A 22,146-nucleotide genomic window follows, 5' to 3' on the forward strand; every position below is an offset into this window, starting at 1 on the left:
ACTTTCCTATTTAAACTCTGCCCAGATTGGTGCGTGATCTGACGGTTTTTCCATCGCACGAATATCCAATGCAATACCGACATCCACGCAACGCTCTGCTAATTGATGATTAACTAAAATATGATCGATACGTAATCCACGGTTGTCATCAAAACCTTTTGAGCGATAATCAAACCACGAGAACTTGTCATTGACTGTTGGATTTAATTTGCGGAACGTATCTTCCAATCCATAATCGTATAAACGTTGATACCATTCACGCTCTTCGGGTAAGAATGAACATTTACCGGTACGCAACCAACGTTTGCGGTTTTCATCGCCGATACCAATATCTAAATCAGTTGGACTGATATTCATATCACCCATAATTAAAACCGGATTAGCTTTATCGTGATCTTGCTCTAAATAACGTTGAAGATCCGCATAAAATTTTTCTTTTGCCGGAAACTTCGTTTCATGAGCACGACTTTCTCCTTGTGGGAAATAGCCATTAATTACCGTTAACAAACCAAACGGGGTTTCTAAATCCGCCATAATAATACGTTTTTGCGCATCTTCATTATCCGTTGGAAAACCACGTCGCACGGCTTTTGGTTCTTTTTTAGTTAACAGGGCAACACCATAATGACCTTTTTGTCCATGGTGAAAAACGTGGTACCCCCAATTATCAGTAATTGTATAAGGAAAATCTTCATCCGCTACTTTGATTTCTTGTAAACCAATCACATCCGGTTGGTATTTTTCAATAATTGCTTCAAGTTGATGAGGGCGAGCACGTAAACCATTAATATTAAAAGAGATAAATTTCATTTTTGTTCCTAATTTAAAAAATTGAGTCTATTATACAAAATAATTGAAATCTTAACCGCACTTTTCCTCTTGTAACGGAAGAAGTTACGCCTATTAATGTAATTACTCTTCAGTTGCAATCAAATAAATTTTATCCTTCTTTCTCATTAAAATTTTTCCTAGAAACGCACTTTATAAATAAAAGTAACTTGCTTATACTTACAATGTTTTTATTACTCACTCGGATCATTTTATGAATACTTATACTTACTTGTGTTTCCTGACCACAATAGCCATTCTTATTAGTTTTATCACCCGTAAGCTGAATGATAATATCCAATATACGATTGCTATCACAGCCACTTCAATGGCGGGATCACTATTTCTCGTTTTGCTAGGTTATTTCAACTGGTTTAATTTAGATGATATTGCAACTCGTGTTATTGAACGTATTGATTTTAAAGATTTCTTATTGAACGGGATTTTAGGCTTTTTACTCTTTGCCGGTGCCTTGGGCATTAAACTTCCAGTCTTAAACAATCAAAAATGGGAAATTACCACTTTCGCGCTGTTCTCAACGCTTGCTTCCACCTTTTTTATTGGTTTTCTACTTTATGGCGTTGCCTTACTTTTCGGCTGGCATATTGATTTAATTTACTGCATCTTATTTGGTGCCCTCATATCGCCTGATGACCCGATTGCCGTACTTGCCATTATCAAAAACTTAAAAGCACCAAAGCGCTTATCTATGCAAGTGGAAGGCGAATCACTTTTTAATGATGGGATTGGCTTGGTAATTTTCACTACGGTTTTTGCCGTCGCATTTGGCGGACATGAACCGACAGCAAGCGGCATTCTCCATTTATTTTTTAAAGAAGCTTTAGGTGGGATTGCATTTGGATTGGTTTTAGGTCTCTTCGCCCATTATCTGATTTCAGCCACCGATGATGGTTCATTAGAAATTCTTTTGACCTTAATCGTACCCACTGCGGGCTTTATGCTTGCTAATCTCTTACACGTCTCAGGGGCATTAGCGATGGTTGTCGCCGGGATTTTAATCGGGAATTGGACAAGATACACCGGCTTTTCTCAACAAAGCCAACGCTATTTAGATCACTTTTGGGAAATGATCGATCACTTTCTCAATTCTTTACTCTTCATCTTGATCGGTTTAGCAATTTTATTGATTCATGTGTCTTGGCAAGGGTTAATCTTAATTTTCCTTGCTATTCCAGTGTGCTTAATCTGTCGCTATGTAAGTGTTTGGTTGCCATTCCAAGTCATGAAACGCTACCGTAAATACAACCCTTACACCATGAAAGTGCTCACTTGGGGCGCCTTACGAGGCGGATTAGCTCTGGCTATGGCACTTTCTATTCCAAGTGGTCAATTTTATATTGAAGGATTAGAAATGGATGTTCGCGATCTTATTTTAGGTATGACGTATGCAGTAGTGGCATTCTCAATTCTCGTGCAAGGCATGACAATTGAAACCTTAATTCGTAAATCAAAAGAAGCTACCATGCGTGAACGTGGCTATACAGGTATCGGATTAGCGAAATAATCAATAAAGTTTATATCGTTGGCTCAGTGTTTACTGAGCCAAATTTTTGAATCTGAGACATGACACCGTCAAGATGCCACCACTCCCCTTCTTTAGGAAGAGTAAACACATCAAATGCCTGACCTTTAAATTCAAATTGCAATCTTGCAGCGTGCAAATAAGTGCGGTCAATATTTTCAGTGTTTTTACCATAAAGCAGATCCCCTAAAATTGGGCTCCCTAAGCTTTTCATCGCAACACGCAATTGATGGGTTTTACCGGTTTGTGGCTTTAAGATAAATAACCGTAAATTAGGCTCACAACTTACACTTTCAAAACGCGTAATTGCGGGGTTTTCTTTCGATTGGCAAAGTTTCCAAGCTCCATTACGAACCTTTTGCATATCGCCGACAATCAATCCTTGTTTCTTTTTGGGCTTTTGATTGCTGAGTGCAAGGTAAGTCTTTTGGATATGGTGTTCAGAAAAAAGTCGGAAAAATTCAGCTGCACTTTCGGCATTTAGTGCCAAAATAAGTAAACCTGATGTCACTTTATCTAATCGATGAACAAGCCAAACTTGTGGCACGCCAAGCTGCTCGGCAAGCAAAGTGGTTAAACCAATTTCGCTTTGATCTTTATGCACGCTCAACCCACAAGGCTTGTAAATAATGATAAAATCATCGGTCTGATAAACAATGTCTAATTTCATAAGTGCGGTTAAAAATTAATGAATTTTGAACATATTATACTGGTTTATATTATTCCCGTGTTAATTTGGGTGGCAGTTATTTCTGTCACCTTGCGTTTGCTCGTCAAAAAACAAGCGGTTTCTGCTACGTTGTCATGGCTGATGATTATCTATCTTGTGCCACTGATTGGCGTTATTGCTTATTTAATTTTTGGTGAGATAAAACTCGGTACTCGACGAGCCAAAGTATTTCAATCATTAAAACCTAAATATACACAATGGCTTCAGCAACTGTCTGGGCAAAAAGATCTGGTCGCACATTCCCAGGATCCTCGTTATCGTGCCTTATTTAAACTAGTCCACCATCGCTTAGGTATTCCAAACATTCGAGGTAATGAATTACATATTCTTGATACACCAGAAAGCATCATTCAAAGTATCATTCGTGATATTCAACAAGCGCGTCATTCCATTAATATGGTGTTTTATATTTGGAGTAATGATGGATTAATTGATGAGGTGAGACAAGCCTTAGAAGAAGCCGTACAACGCGGGGTTAAAGTTTGCCTTTTACTCGATTCCGTTGGCAGTCATGCTTTTTTGAAAAGCCCGATTTGTAAAGAAATGCGAGCGAAAGGCATTGAAATTACTGAGGCGCTTCATGTAAATTTATTCCGGATGTTCTTCAGTCGAATTGATTTACGCCAACATCGTAAAATCATCATCATTGATAATCAAATTGCCTACACAGGCAGTATGAATATGGTAGATCCGAATTTCTTCAAGCAAGATAGCAACGTAGGCAATTGGATAGACGTGATGGTGCGAATCAACGGTCCTGTTTCGCCAATTTTAAATAGCTTACATGCTTGGGATTGGGAAATTGAAACGACAGAAGAATTACCCCTGTTATTACCAAATTACCCGCTCGTGGAAATTGATGATAATGACACCCATTCTGTGCAAGTCATTGCGAGCGGTCCTGCGTTCCCAGATGACTTAATTGCGCAATCTCTTGCAACAGTTATTTATGCGGCAAAAGAAAGTATTGTGATCACATCACCTTACTTTGTGCCAAGTCACAATATTGCTGAAGCATTACGTATTGCCGCATTCCGTGGTGTTGATATCACGCTTATTTTACCTAAAAACAATGACTCCTTGATGGTTCGTTGGGCGAGTCGAACATTCTTTGATGATTTACTCGAAGCTGGCGTCAAAATTTATCATTTTGAAGCAGGGCTTCTGCATACTAAAAGTGTGTTAATCGATAATAAACTTGCACTCGTTGGTACAGTAAATATGGATTTACGTAGCTTCTTGCTTAACTTTGAAATCACTGTTGCTGTAGAAGATCGTAATTTTGCCAATGAAGTCGCTACACTTCATGAAAATTATTTAGCGAATTCTTCTGCACTCAATATGCAAGAATGGATCAATCGTCCTTTCTATCATCGAATCATAGAGCGGTTATTTTTCTTGTTTAGTCCATTACTCTAATTTTCACAATAAATACAAGAAGGGCGTACATAAGTACGCCCTTTCTTTTTATCTTTTATGATTAACGTTTTTTCACGATAAACACCAAAGCTACTAAAACAGCTGCTGTTGTCACAAATCCAGCTAAACCAGATTCTGTAAAGCCAACCACAATGTAGCCCACAGCACTTGCTGTCGCAACAGTTGCCGCATAAGGTAATTGTGTCGTGACGTGATCCATGTGGTTACATTTTGCTCCAGTTGATGACAGAATCGTTGTATCCGAAACCGGTGAACAGTGGTCGCCACATACCGCGCCAGCCATGACGGCAGATAGGCAAGGAAGTAATAACTCTGGAGCAGAGTTGGTCGCCATTGCAGCTGCGATTGGTAACATAATGCCAAATGTCCCCCAACTTGTCCCGGTTGAGAATGCCATTGCTGAACCAAGGATAAATAAAATCACAGGTAAAAATTGAACAGGAATACTGCCACTCACTAAAGAAGATAAGTATTTACCGGTTTGTGCATCACCCACCACTTTATTGATTGTCCACGCAAAGAATAGGATTGCAATTGCACCTAACATAGATTTAATACCGGCAATCCACGCTTTTCCGTATTCTTGTAAAGAAACTTGACGCTCAAGAATAATCAATAATGTTGACATAGCAACCGCACTTGAACCACCAACAACAAGCGAAATACCTACTGTTGTATTTTCAAATGCACCTAAGAGGCTAAATGGTTTTCCATCTGCCGCTAAAGCCTCACTACCCGTATGAATCATCATGAAAACAGTGACGGTAATTAAGACTAAAATCGGTAAAATTAAGTTGCGAACTTTACCTTTCACACCTTCAATGACTTCTTCTTTATAATCTCGCTCCATAGCTAATTTTTCATGACGTGCCATTGATGCAATATCAAAGGAGAAATAAGCCACAAAGAACACCATCAATAATGAGAAAATCGCATAGTAGTTCATTGAACTCATGGCAACGAATGCCCCCATCGGTGTATAAGAGGTAATAGAATATGTCGCCAATAGACCTGCCACGAGTGTAATAATGTATGCACCCCAGCTTGATACCGGCATCATGACACACATTGGTGCAGCAGTGGAGTCAAGGATATACGCTAATTTAGCACGAGAAACTTTAAAACGATCGGTTACTGGACGTGCAATGGCACCCACTGCAAGACTATGGAAATAATCATCAATAAAGGTTACAAACACTAAAGATGCCGCTAATAATTTCGCACCACGACGACCTTTAATTTTATTTTGTGCCCACTCAGCAAATGCACGGTTGCTGCCTGATACGGTTAAAAGTGCGGTCAATACGCCAAGTAAAACTAAGAAAAAGACGATATTCATATTTGAATTCATGCCTTCTTCGCTACTATAAACTAATGCCACAACATTATCTTTTAAATAAATAAGTGCATTCAATGGGTTGAAATCAACCAACATTAACGCACCGACAATAATCCCTGCACTGAGGGAGACCAAAACCCGACGAGTTGCAATTGCTAAAATAATCGCAAGCAATGCGGGTATAATTGAATAAATAGATGAAGAATAATCGACTAGTTCCATTAAGTTATACCTAATAATTTAATGGAGACAACGGCAAGAAAAGACACAATGATGACCAGACCGAACCGTAGCGCTCCATAGTTAACACACAAAAACTATGACAGTCACGTTCCTTTCGAAGACGTGACCAACCGAATAAGATGACGCCTATTCGATTTCGGCAATCATTCCTTTCCTTTCCCTTCAACGCTATCCACTCTAGGAAAATACTTATAATGACCGCACCTCTACTGTTGTATAGGATGTGGAAAGATTACATTAAAACGAATAACATTACCAATAAAATCTTATCATCTTAGATAAAATTTTCTTTTTTTCAAAAAAGTTACATGTATTGTTAACATTTTATGAACTATTATTACAATAAATACTCAATTACAAAGTAGGGAATATTTATCGTTATTGTCATAATGAAGTCTGACCAATTAATTTTGAGTTTTAATTGCAAGATTTAATATTTACCTAACTTCTACTTTTCGTTATTATAGCTAACAGAGATAAATTAAATATTCACACATCATATAGGGGTTATTTATGAATGAATTGACAAAAGGTTTAACAAATCTTCGAAGTTTACGTGCTGCGGTACGTGATTTAACATTAGAGCAAGCAGAGAGCTCACTTTTAAAATTACAAACTGCAATTGAAGAAAAGCGTGCTCAAGCCGCGGAAATTGAACAAGCAGAACAAGAACGTCGAGCACGTATTGCAAAATATAAAGAATTAATTAAACAAGAAGGCATCACTGCTGAAGAATTAACTGCAATTATTGGTGCTGCATCTTCTTCAATTCGTAAAAAACGTGAACCTCGTCCAGCAAAATACAAATATACTGATGAAACTGGTCAAGAGAGAACATGGACTGGCCAAGGTCGTACACCTCGTGTGATTCAAAAGGCCTTAGATAAAGGTGTTTCTTTAGCTTCTTTTGAAATCTAATTTTATTATCGACTATGTAGAACCCATTTTTATGGGTTCTCTTTTTTTATTTACCTGGCAAAACATTCATTATGTTAGAAAAGAAAATATTACTGACCGACTGTCCTGATGATAAAGGCTTAATCGCTAAAATCACCAACATTTGTTACAAACATCAATTAAATATCCTCCACAATAATGAGTTCGTTGATTTTGAAACGAAACATTTCTTTATGCGTACTGAATTGGAAGGCATTTTTAATGAAGAAACCTTGTTAGCTGACTTAAATTATAGTTTGCCGGCTGGGACAAATTGCCACCTAATCAGCGCAAAACGTAAACGAATCGTGATTTTAGTCACCAAAGAAGCGCACTGCTTAGGTGATATTTTAATGAAAAATTACTACGGTGCATTAGATGTAGAAATTGCGGCAGTAATTGGAAATCACGATAATTTACGCGAATTAGTTGAACGCTTTGATATTCCATTCCATTGTGTCAGCCATGAAGGACTCACGCGCGTGGAACACGGTAAATTGCTCGCTGAAAAAATTGATGAATATGCACCTGATTATATTGTTTTAGCTAAATATATGCGTGTATTAAATCCTGAATTCGTGGCGCGTTATCCAAATCGTGTGATTAATATTCACCATTCATTCTTACCCGCATTTATTGGGGCAAAACCTTATCAACAAGCCTATGAGCGCGGCGTGAAAATTATCGGTGCAACAGCTCATTTTATTAACAATGAATTGGATCAAGGTCCGATCATCATGCAAAACGTGATTAACGTAGACCACACCTACTCTGCCGATGCAATGATGCGTGCAGGCCGTGACGTGGAAAAAACCGTATTAAGCCGTGCACTCGATCTTGCCTTACACGATCGTATTTTTGTGTATAAAAACAAAACGGTGGTCTTGTAATGAAAGCTATCACCTTAGAGCCGATTTCCCGTATTGAAGGTGAAATCAACTTACCGGGCTCGAAAAGTTTATCGAACCGTGCATTATTATTAGCGGCATTAGCTAAAGGCACCACAACGGTTACTAACTTGTTAGACAGTGATGACATTCGCCATATGTTAAACGCCCTCAAAGCTTTAGGGGGGAATTACCAACTATCTGAAGACAAAACTCGCTGCGAAGTTGAGGGCTTAGGTGGCGCGTTTCAGGTTGAAAATGGCTTATCACTGTTTCTCGGCAATGCCGGTACGGCCATGCGTCCTTTAACAGCGGCGCTTTGCTTAAAAGGCAACACAGAAGGCGAAGTTATTTTGACTGGTGAGCCACGTATGAAAGAGCGCCCAATCAAACATTTGGTTGATGCGCTTCTTCAAGCGGGTGCCGATGTTCGTTATTTAGAAAATGACGGCTACCCTCCACTTGCAATTCGCAATCAAGGGATTAAAGGTGGCGTAGTTGAAATTGACGGTTCAATTTCTTCTCAATTTTTGACCGCACTTTTAATGGCTGCTCCGCTTGCTGAGGGCGATTTAGATATCCATATTGTGGGTGATTTAGTCTCAAAACCTTATATTGATATCACCCTCGCGATGATGAAAGATTTTGGTATTTCGGTTGAAAACCACAACTATCAAGTGTTTAAGGTGAAAGGTAACCAATCCTATGTGTCACCGGGCAAATACATGGTAGAAGGTGATGCGTCATCTGCCTCTTATTTCCTTGCCGCCGCCGCGATTAAAGGCAATGTAAAAGTGACAGGAATTGGCAAACATTCCATTCAAGGCGACCGCCTATTTGCTGATGTACTCGAAAAAATGGGCGCCAAAATCACTTGGGGTGAAGATTTTATTCAAGCGGAACAAGCTGAGCTTCACGGTGTTGATATGGATATGAACCACATTCCTGATGCAGCCATGACGATTGCCACAATCGCCTTATTTGCAAAAGGTGAAACCGTTATTCGCAATATTTATAACTGGCGTGTGAAAGAAACTGATCGCCTTGCTGCAATGGCGACTGAATTGCGAAAAGTCGGTGCGGAAGTTGAAGAAGGTGAAGATTTTATTCGTATTCAACCGCTTGCGATCTCCCAATTTAAGCATGCTGAAATTGAGACCTATAACGATCACCGTATGGCAATGTGCTTTGCGTTGATTGCATTATCGGATACACCTGTCACGATTTTAGATCCCAAATGTACGGCTAAAACGTTCCCAACATTCTTCGATGAATTTGAGAAATTAAGTGTTCGAAGCTAAAACTGAAATAACAAAAGGCGAACAAATGGATGTTCGCCTTTTTCTTTTTTAAAACACCGTAAAAAATGACCGCACTTTTCACTACTCTGCTGAAGTTGGGATTTTATGACGAATCGACCAATAGATAGCGAGTCCCAATACCCCACAAGCTAAAATCACTAAAGCGGTTGAATAGAAAATATTGCCGATACCCACCAGTGGAGAGACTACGCCACCTAAGAAGAAGGGAGCAAAACCTAATAATGCAGAAGCACTACCTGCATATTGACGTTCACTTTCCATCGCTAAAGTAGAAATCGCAGGGAAAGTAATGCCCATTAATAACAACATAGCAAAGAAACCAATTTCAACAAATAACCAGTGCGGCTGAATAATTAACACGGCAATGGTATAAAGTGCAACAACTACGAAGCCCAGTACTCCAATTGCTAAAGCTTTACCATTTGACATTTTACCGCCTACATTTGAGCCAATGACTAACGCAGCACCATTCGCCCCAAAACATAAACTAAAGATAAATGCGCTTAAGCCATAGAAACTTTGTAAAATAAATGGTGAAGCAGCAATATAAGCAAACATTGCGCCAAGTAAAAAGCTTTCAATACCAACATAACTCATAAATAAGCGGTTTTTGATAATCACACCAAAGGTTGAGAATGTGGCAAATATTGAACCTTGTAAGCGATTTTCGACGCTTAAGCTTTCTTTCAAACGGAAGCAAAAAAATAAAACAACCAAACCAATCAAAGCAAGGAAAACAAATACCCCTTTCCAACTAATGTATTCCAACAATAAACTACCAAGAATTGGCGAAATAATTGGCGCGATCCCATTAATTGTCATTAATAAACCAAAGAAACGTGTCATTTCACGCCCACGATAAAGATCCGTTGCGACAGCACGAGAAATAACCACACTTCCTGCCGAAGAAAGTCCTTGAATCACTCGCAAGACAATCATCGATTCAATATTCGGTGCATAAACGATTAAGACTGTGCTGATAATATAAATAACTAATGAAATAATAAGTGGAATTTTTCGCCCAAATTTATCACTGAGTGGTCCAAGAAGTAACTGCCCTACTGCTAAACCAATCATAGCAGTAGTAAGCGTAAGTTGCGTCATTGAGGCGCTTGTTTCAAAAAAACTCGCGAGTTGTGGCAGTGAAGGTAAATAAAGATCCACCACAAATGGTCCAAATGCAGAAAGGACACCGAGTAATAACACAAGAAACAATTTTGAATTGGCTTTTGTCATAAAAATCCTCAATAAAAATCAAAATAGAAATAAAAAAATGAAAGGGGCTAATTTTACTTATATTCGCACAATAAATAAACAAAAAGCACCGAGTTCTCGGTGCTTTTTGTTATTTCTGAATGGAAGATAAAAATTCCTTTCGAGTTTCGCGATCTTCTAAAAAGACCCCGCCATAGGCTGATGTCACCGTATAACTGTGAGTATCTTTTACTCCACGCGCTTTCACACAGAAATGTGTCGCTTTCACATAAACTGCCACATCATCCGTTTCTAAAATCGTTTGAAATGCCGTTAAAAGCTGTTCGGTTAAACGCTCTTGCACTTGTGGACGTTGTGCAAAAAACGCCACAATGCGATTGATTTTAGACAAGCCAATCACCCAATCTTTCGGGTAATATGCGACGGCGACATTACCATCAATCGTCACAAAATGATGTTCGCAAGTACTGGTCAACGTGATGTCATTCACCTGCACCATTTCGCTCACTTTCATTTGGTTTTTGATTTTCGTCATTTTCGGGAAATTGGCATAATCCATTCCACTGAAAATTTCATCAATAAACATTTTAGCTAAACGATTTGGCGTTTCTTCTAAGCTATCATCACGTAGATCTAACCCAATCAATTTCATCACTTCACGCATATGCGAAGCAATCGCCGCACGGCGCTCATCTTTACATTGAGTCGGATTAATCATTGGTGTTTCGATGCCTTTGGCTACCAAGGCTCGGCGGACATTTTCCGCATCAGGTGAAATCGAGTTCATTCACTTTCCATTTATAAAAAAATAATGCGGCATTTTAGCAAAAGATGAATTATTCGTAAAATGCGAAAAATCACCCTAATTTATTAATTTCCTTCATATTGTATTTCGGGCTACAATATATCCACTTTTATTCTGATTAACCCAAAGGATTAATTATGTTGCCACTTGAAGATGCCTTGGCGCAAATGCTCCACCAACTTCCCTTCCCAACAAAAACTGAAACGCTAGCTTTAACTGAAGCGGCGGATCGTGTCTGTGCGGAAGATGTGATTTCTCCGATTAATGTGCCTTCTTTTGATAACTCCGCGATGGATGGCTATGCAGTTCGTTTAGCCGATTTACAGCAATCTATGACACTTTCTGTCGCAGGAAAATCTTTTGCGGGTAATCCATTTCAAGGGGAATGGGTAGCACAAAGTGCGGTCAGAATTATGACGGGTGCGATGATTCCTGAAGGTGCCGATGCGGTGGTCATGCAAGAAGAGGTCACCGTCAATGAAGATGGTACAGTTACCTTTGCGGCATTACCTAAAGCCAATCAGAATATTCGTCGCATTGGTGAAGATGTGAAAAAAGGTGATGTGGTCTTACATCAAGGCGATGAGTTAAATACCGTTTCTTTACCTTTGCTCGCCTCATTAGGTATCGCTGAAGTCAAAGCTTACCCACGTTTAAAAGTGGCCGTGCTTTCAACCGGTGATGAATTAGTCCCAGTCGGTCAACCGTTACAAGCAGGACAAATTTACGACACTAATCGTTTCACCGTGAAGTTAATGCTAGAAAAATTAAATTGTGATGTGCTTGATTTCGGTATTCTGCCGGATAACCAAGCGGAATTTGAAGCGGCTTTTGTGAAAGCACAAGCGCAAGCAGATCTGGTTATCACAAGCGGTGGCGTTTCAGTGGGTGAAGCTGACTTCACGAAAACTGTGTTAGAAAAAGTCGGTCAGGTGAATTTCTGGAAAATTGCGATGAAACCCGGCAAACCATTTGCATTTGGTAAATTAGAAAATGCTTGGTTCTGCGGTTTACCCGGCAATCCGGTCTCTGCATTAGTGACATTCTATCAATTGGTTCAACCGGCTATCGCTAAATTAAGCGGTAAAAAACACCCGAAAAAACAACCGCACTTTCAAGCGATTGCCCAAACTAATTTGAAAAAAGCGCCTGGCCGTTTAGATTTCCAACGTGGTTTCTATCAAATTAATGAAAATGGTCAACTTGAAGTGCATCCAGTGGGTTTCCAAGGCTCGCATTTATTCAGTTCTTTTGTGAAAAGTAACTGTTTTATTCGCCTTGAAAAAGATCTTGGCAATGTCGCTGCAGGCGAAATTGTCACCATTGAACCCTTTAATCACCTATTGGGGCAATAATGGCTGAATTAAGCTACGAAGAAGAACTGCGTTATAACCGCCAAATTATTTTAAAAGCGGTCGATTTTGACGGACAAGAAAAACTCAAAGACAGCCGCATGTTAATTATCGGCTTGGGCGGTTTAGGTTGTGCTGCAAGTCAATATCTTGCAGCCGCTGGCGTGGGTCATTTAACCTTATTGGATTTTGACACTGTATCGCTTTCTAATTTGCAACGTCAGGTGTTACATACTGATAGCCGATTAAATATGCCTAAAGTGGAATCAGCAAAAATTGCGTTACAACAGATTAATCCTCACGTAGAAATTGAAACCATCAATGCACAACTTTCCGAAGAAAAACTCGCGGAAATCATACCGCACTTTGATGTGATATTAGATTGTACCGATAACGTGGATATTCGTAATGCGCTCGATCGTGGTTGTGAGAAAGCGAAGATCCCGCTAGTTTCAGGTGCGGCGATCCGTTTAGAAGGACAAGTATCCGTCTTTACTTATGAACCCAATACCCCAACCTATCGCCAGCTTAGCCAGCTCTTTGGGCAAAATGTTTTAAGTTGTGTAGAGGCGGGCGTACTAGCTCCAATTGTGGGTGTTGTTGGCTCCATTCAAGCCTTAGAGGCTATCAAAGTGCGGTTAAAAATCGGTTTAAATTTATGTGGACGCTTGTTGTTGATCGATGGATTAACCATGCGTATCCGAGAAATGAAATTGACCGTTTAACTTTTCTCTTAACATTTGGGCTGGCAGAAAGTTTATCTAGACGAATCATTATGATGACTTACCATTGAAACAACCTATGGGTAATATTATCTTTGAATGTTTTTTCCGTTTATTTTTTGAAGGATTATTTGAATTTCTATTTAATAAATATCCCAAATTAGGTTGGGGATTATGGTGCGCATTTTCCCTGCTATTTGGTTTCTATTTCTTTGCCTTCCTTAATATAGACAAGTCTGCTTGGATAATTTGTTTATTAGCTATCATTTCAGGTGGGCTTACGATGCTTATTAGCATAGCTTTCATTTTTTTAATTGAAAAATTAGTCTTAAAGAAAAAGTAAGCCTTATAGATTAACTTTATTCTCCCACCTTAACGCACAAATTACCCATAAATAATTATCTCTCCCCTCGTGCATTCCCCAAAAACAAATGTTATTATTTTGCCCGACAATTCATTTGTCTATATCGCAAGTTTTGTGTATAGGAAAATGGTAGACACTTCAAAAATCTCTTCATTTTATACCGCACTTGCAAATCATCATTTCATCATTTTAAGGATTAACTCTCTCATGAAAGAGGTTTTGCAACAATTTAAACAAAATTATCTGATTAAATACTGGAATCCTGTCGCGGCAGTTATTGCTGCGGGGCTTATTTCAGCTTATTACTTTGGGGTAACTGGCACTTATTGGGCGGTTACGGGGGAATTTACCCGTTGGGGCGGTCATGCTTTGCAAGCGCTAGGTGTCGATGTGTCCGACTGGAGCTACTATAAAATTATCGGCATGCAAGGCACGATTTTTACTCGTATTGATGGCGTGATGATTTTAGGTATGTTCGCGGGATGTATTTCGGCTGCACTTTGGGCAAACAACGTAAAATGGCGTAATCAACCGCACAAACGTCGTATTGTTCAAGCCCTCATTGGTGGTGCATTAGCCGGTTTCGGTGCACGTTTAGCAATGGGCTGTAACCTCGCTTCTCTCTTCACCGGTATTCCACAATTTTCGGTTCACGCTTGGTTCTTCACTATTGCCACTGCTGTAGGTACTTACGCAGGCGTAAAAGTCACCTTACTTCCGATATTCCGCGTGAAATTAGAATTGAAAAAAGGCGCAGCAAAATTACAAGAAACGGATCCGAAACAAGCAAATCGTCGTTTTTGGATTGGTATGGTCGTCTTTTTTGCTTACCTAATCGCTTCACTTTATGTGATGACAAACTCTATCAAACTTGGCTTTGCGATGCTTTGTGGTTTAGCTTTCGGTTTATTAATTGAACGAGCTCAAATTTGCTTTACTTCCGCTTTCCGTGATTTATGGGTAACGGGTCGTGCTTATATGGCAAAAGCCATCATCTTCGGTATTATCGTGGGTACGCTTGGCGTATTCAGCTACATTCAATTAGGCGTACCAGCCAAAATCATGTGGGCGGGTCCAAATGCAATTATCGGTGGTTTATTATTTGGTTTCGGTATTGTGTTAGCTGGCGGGTGTGAAACCGGCTGGATGTACCGCTCAATGGAAGGTCAAGTTCACTTTATGTGGGTAGGCGTGGGTAATGTTGTTGGTTCAACCTATTTAGCCTACGCATGGGACGATCTTGCGCCTGTACTTGCGTTAGATTACGAAAAACTTAACTTATTGAAATCCTTTGGCCCAGTTGGCGGTTTATTAGTGAATTACGGCTTACTTATTCTCTGCTTAATCGCTGTTGTTTGGTGGGAACGCCACTTCTTGAAAAAAGCCAAAGCAAAAATTGCGGCAGCAAATCCACAAACTTGTGGTTGCTAATTAAATATTAACGAATTCATTCAAAAAAAGAGGACATTATTATGGCATTTACCGTTGTTCAAAAATTAGATAAAGATCCAAAAGACATCACCCCAGATTACACGTTAGATACGCTAGGTGAACCTTGCCCGTATCCAGCAATCGTGATGCTCGAAACCATGCCACAATTACAAAAAGGCGAAATTTTAGAGCTATTAAGTGACTGCGCTCAATCTATCAACAACATTCCTGTTGATACTAAAAACCACGGTTACACACTATTAAGCGTAGAACAAGATGGCACCAAATTACGCTATTTGATTCAACGTTAATGTAAAAAAGTGCGGTCAATTTTGACCGCACTTTTATATTTTTTAGCAAGACACATCGGATAAAAAACAACCCCATTTTTACTGTCAGCGCTTACATTGAATCCTATTCATAATACTCATATTGATAAGTCTTTTTGGTCTTCCATACCCCATCTTTGTTATAGATTATCTCTTCAATAACATTGCCATGTTTATCAAATTGATATGATACAGTGACCCAGTTGATGCGTTTTCCAACACTAAAAATTTCACTTTTTAATAAGCGATGATTTTTATCAAAATAATTTTTCACACTATTGATAAAAACGTTTAAAGATTCGGTAAATGAACCATCATTTTCGTAATGATAAGTATCGCAATCTCTTTCTACATTATCTTCAATTCGACATATTTTACTCAGTTTACCATTCTCATAGTCGTATTTTTTTATCTCTGATGTTGTTTTATTCTCTACATCATACTCTTGAGTTTTGAGCAAAGTACCCGCTTTATCATAAAAATGTTCTTTATATGATGATGAAAAATCTGGTGTGTCCTTATATTCTACAAACTGCATGACACCACTACCATCTGGATTATCTACATAACGATAAAATGCACTAAATGTTTTCAGCTCAGGATTGGTTTCAGTTACATTATCATCTTGAATTTCTAATAATCGATTCTGATCATCATACTTATAGTAACGAATTGTGATCTTTTCTTTATCAAAAAGAACGCCCTGTTCCTTTTCTTTTATTAAAAAACCTTGTTCATTATAAAAGGCGTCCAGATAACTTACACTCCCATTATCTGGTAAGGCTGAATTACCTTCCTCCTTGGATTTAATTGATTTCACTTTTCCTTGTAAGTGATGCTTTGCCCAATCATTCTCAATTGGAAATAGCGCGAAGGCAGAAGTTGAAAAAGAAAAAAGGAATAAAAAAAGGATGTGTTTACTCATGAAAATCTCTTAAAAAATTAAATACTGAATGATTCTAAATAATTACGAGAAAAATTCAATAAACAAAAACCGCACTTTAATCTCTCAAAGTGCGGTCAGTTTTACTTCAGTTTTTGCTTATTTGTTTAATGCAGTAAGAATGTCATCAACACGTTCTTTTGCATCACCAAAGAGCATTTGAGTGTTTTCTTTGAAGAATAATGGGTTTTGAACGCCTGCGTATCCCACCGCCATAGAACGTTTGAATACGATAACGTTTTGTGCTTTCCATACTTCTAACACTGGCATACCTGCGATTGGGCTTTTTGGATCTTCCATTGCAGCAGGGTTTACGGTGTCGTTTGCACCGATAACCAATACCACATCGGTATCTGCGAAATCATCATTGATTTCATCCATTTCAAGCACGATGTCATAAGGCACTTTCGCTTCCGCTAAAAGTACATTCATATGACCTGGTAAACGACCTGCAACAGGGTGAATACCAAAACGCACGTTAATGCCACGCTCACGCAATTTCGCTGTAATTTCAGCCACTGGATATTGCGCTTGTGCTACCGCCATACCATATCCTGGAGTGATGATTACAGAGCTTGCATTTTTAAGTAATTCAGCCACTTCTTCTGCAGTTGTTTCACGGTGTTCACCTTGTTCTTCATCAGAAGACACTTGAACATCATTACCAAAACCACCCGCAATAACGCTGATAAATGAGCGGTTCATCGCTTTACACATAATGTAAGAAAGAATCGCACCAGAAGAACCCACTAATGCACCGGTAACGATAAGCAAGTCATTGCTTAACATGAAACCCGCTGCAGCAGCCGCCCAACCAGAATAAGAGTTAAGCATTGAAACAACAACCGGCATATCCGCACCACCGATAGATGCCACTAAGTGCCAGCCGAATGCAAGGGCAATCGCGGTCATGAGTAACACTGGGAAGATATTATCTGGGTTGTTTAAGAATGCCACCATCAAGAAAGCAGAAACCACTAATGCCGCTAAATTTAATTTATGGCGATGTGGCAACATTAATGCTTTTGAATTGATTTTGCCGCTTAATTTACCGAATGCTACGATAGAACCCGTGAATGTTACCGCACCGATGAAGATCCCTAAGAATACTTCAACGTTATGGATATTCATTAACACAGGATCTGTTTCGTGTGTTAAGCCGTAACTGTTAAAGCCTACGAGCACTGCTGCTAAACCTACAAAGCTGTGAAGGATCGCAACAAGTTCAGGCATTTCAGTCATTTCAACTTTTAATGCACGTTGAACACCAATCACGCCACCGATAATCATCGCAATGATGATCCATAATGTGCCTTCAGATTGCGGGCCGAAAATGGTTGCGACAAGGGCAATTGTCATACCGACAATACCATACCAACAACCGGCTTTTGCCGTTTCATGTTTAGAAAGACCGGCTAAGCTCATAATGAAAAGTAATGCAGCGATAATATAGGCTGCTTGTACTAAACCTTCAGACATCGTCTTCTCCTTAACCTTTTCTAAACATCGCCAACATACGTTGAGTTACACGGAAACCACCAAAGATGTTGATGCTTGCCACCAAGATTGCCACAAAGGCTAATGCATCAATAAAGAAGTTGCCTGTTGGCTGTCTAATTTGCAGTAATGCACCCACAATGATGATACCTGAAATCGCATTGGTTACCGCCATAAGTGGGGTGTGTAAAGCGTGGCTGACGTTCCAAACCACGTAGTAACCAACTACACAAGCCAATACGAATACGGTGAAGTGAGAAAGGAATGCTGCTGGCGCCACAGATGCAAGCCAGAGGAATAACACACCTACACCCGCCATCACACCGTATTTGATGCGAGGATCTGCTGGTTTTTCTTCCTCTTTTTTAACCGCACTTTGTGCCGCTTTCGCTTCTTGTTTTGGCTGTGCTGACACTTGGATTTGTGCTGGTGGAATTTCTTCCCCATCACGTACTACGGTCACTCCGCGTAACACCACATCTTCAAAATCGATATTGATCTTACCGTCTTTTTCTTTACAAAGTAGTTTTAATAAATTAACTAAGTTTGTACCGTAAAGTTGGGAAGATTGTGTTGGTAAACGACTTGGGAAATCGGTATAACCAATGATTTTCACTTGGTTTTCAGTGGTGACAACTTTACCTGCTTCAGTGTAAGCACAGTTACCACCTGTTGCTGCCGCTAAGTCCACCACCACAGAACCTGGTTTCATGGAATCAACCATTTCTTTCGTGATCAAACGAGGGGCTGGTTTACCTGGAATCGCCGCGGTAGTAATAATGATATCCACTTCTTTGGCTTGTTCCGCATAAAGCTCCATCGCTCGACGGTTAAATTCTTCTGACATTACTTTCGCGTAACCATCGCCGCTACCGCCTTCTTCTTTGAAATCAATTTCTAAGAAAGACGCGCCCATACTTTGTACTTGTTCTTTTACTTCTGGACGAGAGTCAAAAGCACGAACAATCGCACCAAGACTATTCGCAGCACCAATCGCGGCTAGACCCGCTACACCAGCACCAATCACTAACACTTTTGCCGGTGGTACTTTACCTGCTGCAGTAATTTGTCCGGTGAAGAAACTACCAAATTCATGAGCTGCTTCAATCACCGCACGATAACCAGAAATATTCGCCATAGAGCTTAATGCATCAAGCGCTTGCGCACGGGAAATACGTGGCACAGAATCCATCGCTAATACATTAATTTTTTTCGACGTGAGTTTTTTCATTAAATCCGGATTTTGTGCGCGCCAAATGAAGCTCACAAGTGTTGCACCTTCCTTCATTTGATCAATTTCTGCATCCGTTGGTGGATTCACTTTAAAAATCACATCCGAATGCCACACTTCTGAACTTGAGCCAATTTTTGCGCCGGCGTCGATAAATGCTTGGTCTTCAAAACTTGCTTTGAATCCCGCATCATGTTCTACGATGACGTCAAAGCCCAGTTTTAAGATCTGCTGAACCGTTTTTGGCGTTGCCGCCACACGATTTTCGCTCTCAAGCAGTTCTCTAGGTACACCAATTAACATAAATGTTTCCCTCTGGTTGATGAAATTTCAGACAAACTCACGCCTGTCCCTGTCTCTTAAATGACAAAAAGTCATGCGACAGTAAATGTATCACTTATTACGGTTATTTGGGGAATTTTTTTAACTGGTTTTACAAGATATTGTGATAGGGATCACAAAAGTGTTGATATGAAAATGTCGTATGCAGAATTGCTCACTTAACCCAATGATTATTCCTGAGAAAGCGATTAATAAAAATAATGGAAAAATTGACCGCACTTAAATTAAAAGGATAAAAAAGCCCGATATGATTTATCGGGCTCTATGTTTAATTTGTACCACCAACGGTGATTTCATCAATTTTCAAGGCTGGCTGACCAACGCCGACCGGTACGCTTTGGCCATCTTTGCCGCATACACCAATACCAAGATCTAAATCGGTTTTATCTGCGACCATGGAAACTTTTTGCATCACATCGATACCGCTACCAATCAACGTTGCACCTTTAACGGGTTTCGTGATTTTACCTTTTTCAATGAGATAAGCTTCAGAAGTTGAGAACACAAATTTACCTGAGGTAATATCCACTTGCCCACCACCAAAGTGCGGTGCATAAATACCGCGATCCACAGAAGCAATTAAATCGTCAAATTTGCTTTGCCCCGCTAACATATAGGTATTCGTCATTCGAGGCATTGGTAAATGCGCATAAGATTCACGACGGCCATTCCCCGTTGGTTTCACGCCCATTAATCGTGCATTGAGTTTATCTTGCATGTAGCCTTGCAAAATTCCATCTTTGATTAAAACGTTACACTGACTTGGTACACCTTCATCATCAATGGTTAAAGAACCACGGCGGTTTTGTAATGTACCGTCATCCACAATCGTACATAATGGCGACGTCACTAACTCACCAATTTTACCCGTAAATAAGGAACTTTCTTTACGGTTGAAATCCCCTTCTAAACCGTGTCCTACTGCTTCATGAAGCAACACACCGGGCCAGCCGGCTCCCAATACCACCGGCATTAATCCTGCTGGTGCCGCGACTGCACTTAGATTCACAAGAGCTTGACGAACGGCTTCTTTTGCAAAATTAACGGCACGAATATCCCCATTTACTACTTCAAAGAACCAATCTAAGCCAAAGCGTCCACCTGAACCACAACTACCCCGCTCACGTTTACCATCTTCTTCCACGAGAACCGAAATGGATAAACGCACAAGCGGGCGAATATCTGCGGCAAGTGTACCATCTGTTGCGACCACTAATACTTCTTCATAAATTGAACTTAATGCAGCTGAGACACGAGTGACACGAGGATCTTCAGCTCGAGCCGTGCGATCCACGAGGTGCAATAACTCGATCTTTTTCTCTTTGCTTAAACTTTCTAACGGATTAATCGCCGCATAACGCTGAACTGCATTCACCGCATTAAATGCTTGAGGCGAAATTAAATTGCCTTCTTTAATTTGTGCGATACCTTTTACGGCCTCGGCACATTGTTGTAATGACGCTAAATTGATTTGGTCAGAATACGCAAAGCCTGTTTTCTCGCCAGAAACTGCGCGTACACCAACACCGCGATCAATATGAAAGCCACCTTCTTTAATAATACTATCTTCTAATACCCAGCTTTCATCTTGGCTTAATTGAAAATAAAGATCTGCATAATCAATATGACGATGTGACATCACATCAAAAATATTAAGCAATGATTGATGAGATAAATTGCTTGGTACAAGTAAGGTATCTGAAACCTGTTTTAACATTTGTTCTCCGAAATTAATCAAATTCTGTTTTCATCCCTCTTACTAAAGAGGGCTATTTCTTAAAAATTAGTTTAAATTATCCAATCCAAATTGGTATAAGGCATTTTTCTTATAACCATAAAGTTCTGCCACAATCGCCGCGGCTTTTTTTAAAGGCAATTCTTTGGCAATCAAGGTGAGCGCTTTAATTGCTTGTGGTGCAAATTCGTCACTATCTTCTGATTTTGGTTTACCTTCCACGATTAACACCATCTCACCTTTCGTGCGATTCGGATCTTCACTCAACCATTGACGAAGATCACTTAATTTATCTCCTGCAATCGTTTCCCATGTTTTTGTAATTTCACGTGCAAGTACGACATAACGATCACCCCCTAATACATCTTGCATATCAGCAAGGGTATCTAAAATGCGGTGAGTTGATTCATAGAAGATTAAAGTGCGGTCTTCTTCCGCAACGTTTTCTAACTTATCCTTACGAGCCTTGGTTTTCGCAGGTAAAAACCCTTCAAAGCAAAAACGATCAGAGGCGATGCCCGATGCACATAATGCCGTAATTGCCGCACAAGCACCGGGTAATGGCACTACTTTAATACCTGCCTCACGACATTGACGCACTAAATGAAAACCTGGATCGCTAATTAAAGGGGTTCCCGCATCTGAAATTAAAGCAATATTGGTGCCTTGTTTTAGCTTTTCTACCAATAAATGGGCTTTTTCTTGTTCATTGTGATCATGTAAGGCGAAAAAAGGCTTTTTAATGCCATAATGACTGAGCAATAAACCACTGTGGCGCGTGTCTTCCGCAGCAATTAAATCTACATGCGAAAAGGTCTCTAAAGCACGTTGTGTAATATCTTGTAAATTCCCGATTGGCGTAGCGACAATATATAAAATTCCGGTTAAATCATTCATTTTTGTTTGCTTTTA

The 22,146-nt window shown here is 39.7% G+C and carries 20 protein-coding genes and 1 riboswitch; of the genes, 10 read left to right on the top strand and 10 right to left on the bottom strand.

The genetic code is table 11. From position 1 onward, the window contains the following. Positions 1 to 6: 6 nt before the first annotated feature. Complete coding sequence (gene xthA, locus RDV53_RS09920; RefSeq protein ID WP_005696286.1) at positions 7 to 810, bottom strand: exodeoxyribonuclease III; 804 nt, start codon at positions 808 to 810, stop codon at positions 7 to 9. Between the two features lie 232 nt (positions 811 to 1,042). Between xthA and RDV53_RS09925 the strand changes: the two genes are divergently transcribed. After that, positions 1,043 to 2,353 (top strand): cation:proton antiporter, encoded by a 1,311-nt coding sequence (locus RDV53_RS09925; protein ID WP_005696287.1) that lies wholly within the window; start codon positions 1,043 to 1,045, stop codon positions 2,351 to 2,353. A gap of 10 nt (positions 2,354 to 2,363) precedes the next feature. Here RDV53_RS09925 and RDV53_RS09930 read toward each other — a convergent pair whose 3' ends face one another. Next, positions 2,364 to 3,041: a TIGR01621 family pseudouridine synthase gene (locus RDV53_RS09930; protein ID WP_005696288.1), complete on the bottom strand. Its 678-nt coding sequence runs from the start codon at positions 3,039 to 3,041 to the stop codon at positions 2,364 to 2,366. A gap of 18 nt (positions 3,042 to 3,059) precedes the next feature. Between RDV53_RS09930 and cls the strand changes: the two genes are divergently transcribed. Next, on the top strand, positions 3,060 to 4,520 hold the full coding sequence (gene cls / locus RDV53_RS09935; RefSeq protein WP_005696289.1) for a cardiolipin synthase: 1,461 nt from the start codon (positions 3,060 to 3,062) through the stop codon (positions 4,518 to 4,520). 61 nt (positions 4,521 to 4,581) lie between these two features. On the opposite strand, the gene RDV53_RS09940 is transcribed toward cls, so the two are convergent. Continuing rightward, positions 4,582 to 6,102 (bottom strand): Na+/H+ antiporter NhaC family protein, encoded by a 1,521-nt coding sequence (locus RDV53_RS09940; RefSeq protein ID WP_005696292.1) that lies wholly within the window; start codon positions 6,100 to 6,102, stop codon positions 4,582 to 4,584. A 60-nt stretch (positions 6,103 to 6,162) separates the two neighbouring features. Continuing rightward, positions 6,163 to 6,340, bottom strand: a riboswitch (Lysine riboswitch). A gap of 296 nt (positions 6,341 to 6,636) precedes the next feature. Here RDV53_RS09940 and RDV53_RS09945 point away from each other — a divergent pair. The 3 genes from RDV53_RS09945 to aroA all read left to right on the top strand — a co-directional run bounded on the left by RDV53_RS09945 (position 6,637) and on the right by aroA (position 9,247). Beyond that, the gene (locus RDV53_RS09945) at positions 6,637 to 7,041 is read left to right on the top strand and encodes an H-NS family histone-like protein (protein WP_005696293.1); all 405 of its coding nucleotides are present in this window, start codon (positions 6,637 to 6,639) and stop codon (positions 7,039 to 7,041) included. A 71-nt stretch (positions 7,042 to 7,112) separates the two neighbouring features. Beyond that, the gene (gene purU, locus RDV53_RS09950; RefSeq protein ID WP_005696295.1) at positions 7,113 to 7,949 is read left to right on the top strand and encodes a formyltetrahydrofolate deformylase; all 837 of its coding nucleotides are present in this window, start codon (positions 7,113 to 7,115) and stop codon (positions 7,947 to 7,949) included. Next, positions 7,949 to 9,247 (top strand): 3-phosphoshikimate 1-carboxyvinyltransferase, encoded by a 1,299-nt coding sequence (gene aroA / locus RDV53_RS09955; protein WP_005696296.1) that lies wholly within the window; start codon positions 7,949 to 7,951, stop codon positions 9,245 to 9,247. The genes purU and aroA overlap by 1 nt, the downstream gene beginning before the upstream one ends. Positions 9,248 to 9,328: 81 nt before the next feature. Here aroA and RDV53_RS09960 read toward each other — a convergent pair whose 3' ends face one another. Both RDV53_RS09960 and folE read right to left on the bottom strand, forming a co-directional pair. Beyond that, positions 9,329 to 10,504 (bottom strand): multidrug effflux MFS transporter, encoded by a 1,176-nt coding sequence (locus RDV53_RS09960; RefSeq protein WP_005696297.1) that lies wholly within the window; start codon positions 10,502 to 10,504, stop codon positions 9,329 to 9,331. 109 nt (positions 10,505 to 10,613) lie between these two features. Further along, entirely contained in the window at positions 10,614 to 11,270 is a 657-nt protein-coding gene (gene folE, locus RDV53_RS09965) for a GTP cyclohydrolase I FolE (protein WP_005696298.1), read from the bottom strand. Positions 11,271 to 11,425: 155 nt separating this feature from the next. On the opposite strand from folE, the gene moeA reads away from it, so the two are divergent. From moeA to yedF, 5 genes are all read left to right on the top strand, one after another. After that, the gene (gene moeA / locus RDV53_RS09970; RefSeq protein WP_005696299.1) at positions 11,426 to 12,643 is read left to right on the top strand and encodes a molybdopterin molybdotransferase MoeA; all 1,218 of its coding nucleotides are present in this window, start codon (positions 11,426 to 11,428) and stop codon (positions 12,641 to 12,643) included. Next, the gene (gene moeB, locus RDV53_RS09975; RefSeq protein WP_005696300.1) at positions 12,643 to 13,365 is read left to right on the top strand and encodes a molybdopterin-synthase adenylyltransferase MoeB; all 723 of its coding nucleotides are present in this window, start codon (positions 12,643 to 12,645) and stop codon (positions 13,363 to 13,365) included. Before moeA ends, moeB begins: the two co-directional genes overlap by 1 nt. 76 nt (positions 13,366 to 13,441) lie before the next feature. Continuing rightward, the gene (locus tag RDV53_RS09980; protein ID WP_005696301.1) at positions 13,442 to 13,705 is read left to right on the top strand and encodes a hypothetical protein; all 264 of its coding nucleotides are present in this window, start codon (positions 13,442 to 13,444) and stop codon (positions 13,703 to 13,705) included. 228 nt (positions 13,706 to 13,933) lie between these two features. Beyond that, the gene (gene yedE / locus RDV53_RS09985) at positions 13,934 to 15,157 is read left to right on the top strand and encodes a selenium metabolism membrane protein YedE/FdhT (RefSeq protein WP_032822406.1); all 1,224 of its coding nucleotides are present in this window, start codon (positions 13,934 to 13,936) and stop codon (positions 15,155 to 15,157) included. A 41-nt stretch (positions 15,158 to 15,198) separates the two neighbouring features. Beyond that, positions 15,199 to 15,468, top strand: a complete 270-nt coding sequence (gene yedF, locus RDV53_RS09990) for a sulfurtransferase-like selenium metabolism protein YedF (protein ID WP_005696304.1) — start codon at positions 15,199 to 15,201, stop codon at positions 15,466 to 15,468. 103 nt (positions 15,469 to 15,571) lie between these two features. Here yedF and RDV53_RS09995 read toward each other — a convergent pair whose 3' ends face one another. From RDV53_RS09995 to rsmI, 5 genes are all read right to left on the bottom strand, one after another. Further along, a complete protein-coding gene (locus RDV53_RS09995) occupies positions 15,572 to 16,411 on the bottom strand; it encodes a hypothetical protein (protein WP_005696306.1) in 840 nt (279 codons plus the stop codon). 117 nt (positions 16,412 to 16,528) lie between these two features. After that, positions 16,529 to 17,908, bottom strand: a complete 1,380-nt coding sequence (gene pntB / locus RDV53_RS10000; protein ID WP_005696307.1) for a Re/Si-specific NAD(P)(+) transhydrogenase subunit beta — start codon at positions 17,906 to 17,908, stop codon at positions 16,529 to 16,531. 10 nt (positions 17,909 to 17,918) lie between these two features. Next, positions 17,919 to 19,460: a Re/Si-specific NAD(P)(+) transhydrogenase subunit alpha gene (pntA, locus tag RDV53_RS10005; protein ID WP_005696308.1), complete on the bottom strand. Its 1,542-nt coding sequence runs from the start codon at positions 19,458 to 19,460 to the stop codon at positions 17,919 to 17,921. Positions 19,461 to 19,767: 307 nt separating this feature from the next. After that, a complete protein-coding gene (gene tldD / locus RDV53_RS10010; protein ID WP_005696309.1) occupies positions 19,768 to 21,216 on the bottom strand; it encodes a metalloprotease TldD in 1,449 nt (482 codons plus the stop codon). Positions 21,217 to 21,282: 66 nt separating this feature from the next. Continuing rightward, entirely contained in the window at positions 21,283 to 22,131 is an 849-nt protein-coding gene (gene rsmI / locus RDV53_RS10015) for a 16S rRNA (cytidine(1402)-2'-O)-methyltransferase (RefSeq protein WP_005696310.1), read from the bottom strand. Positions 22,132 to 22,146: the final 15 nt, after the last annotated feature.

This window comes from Haemophilus parainfluenzae ATCC 33392, from assembly GCF_031191205.1.
GTDB lineage: Bacteria > Pseudomonadota > Gammaproteobacteria > Enterobacterales > Pasteurellaceae > Haemophilus_D > Haemophilus_D parainfluenzae.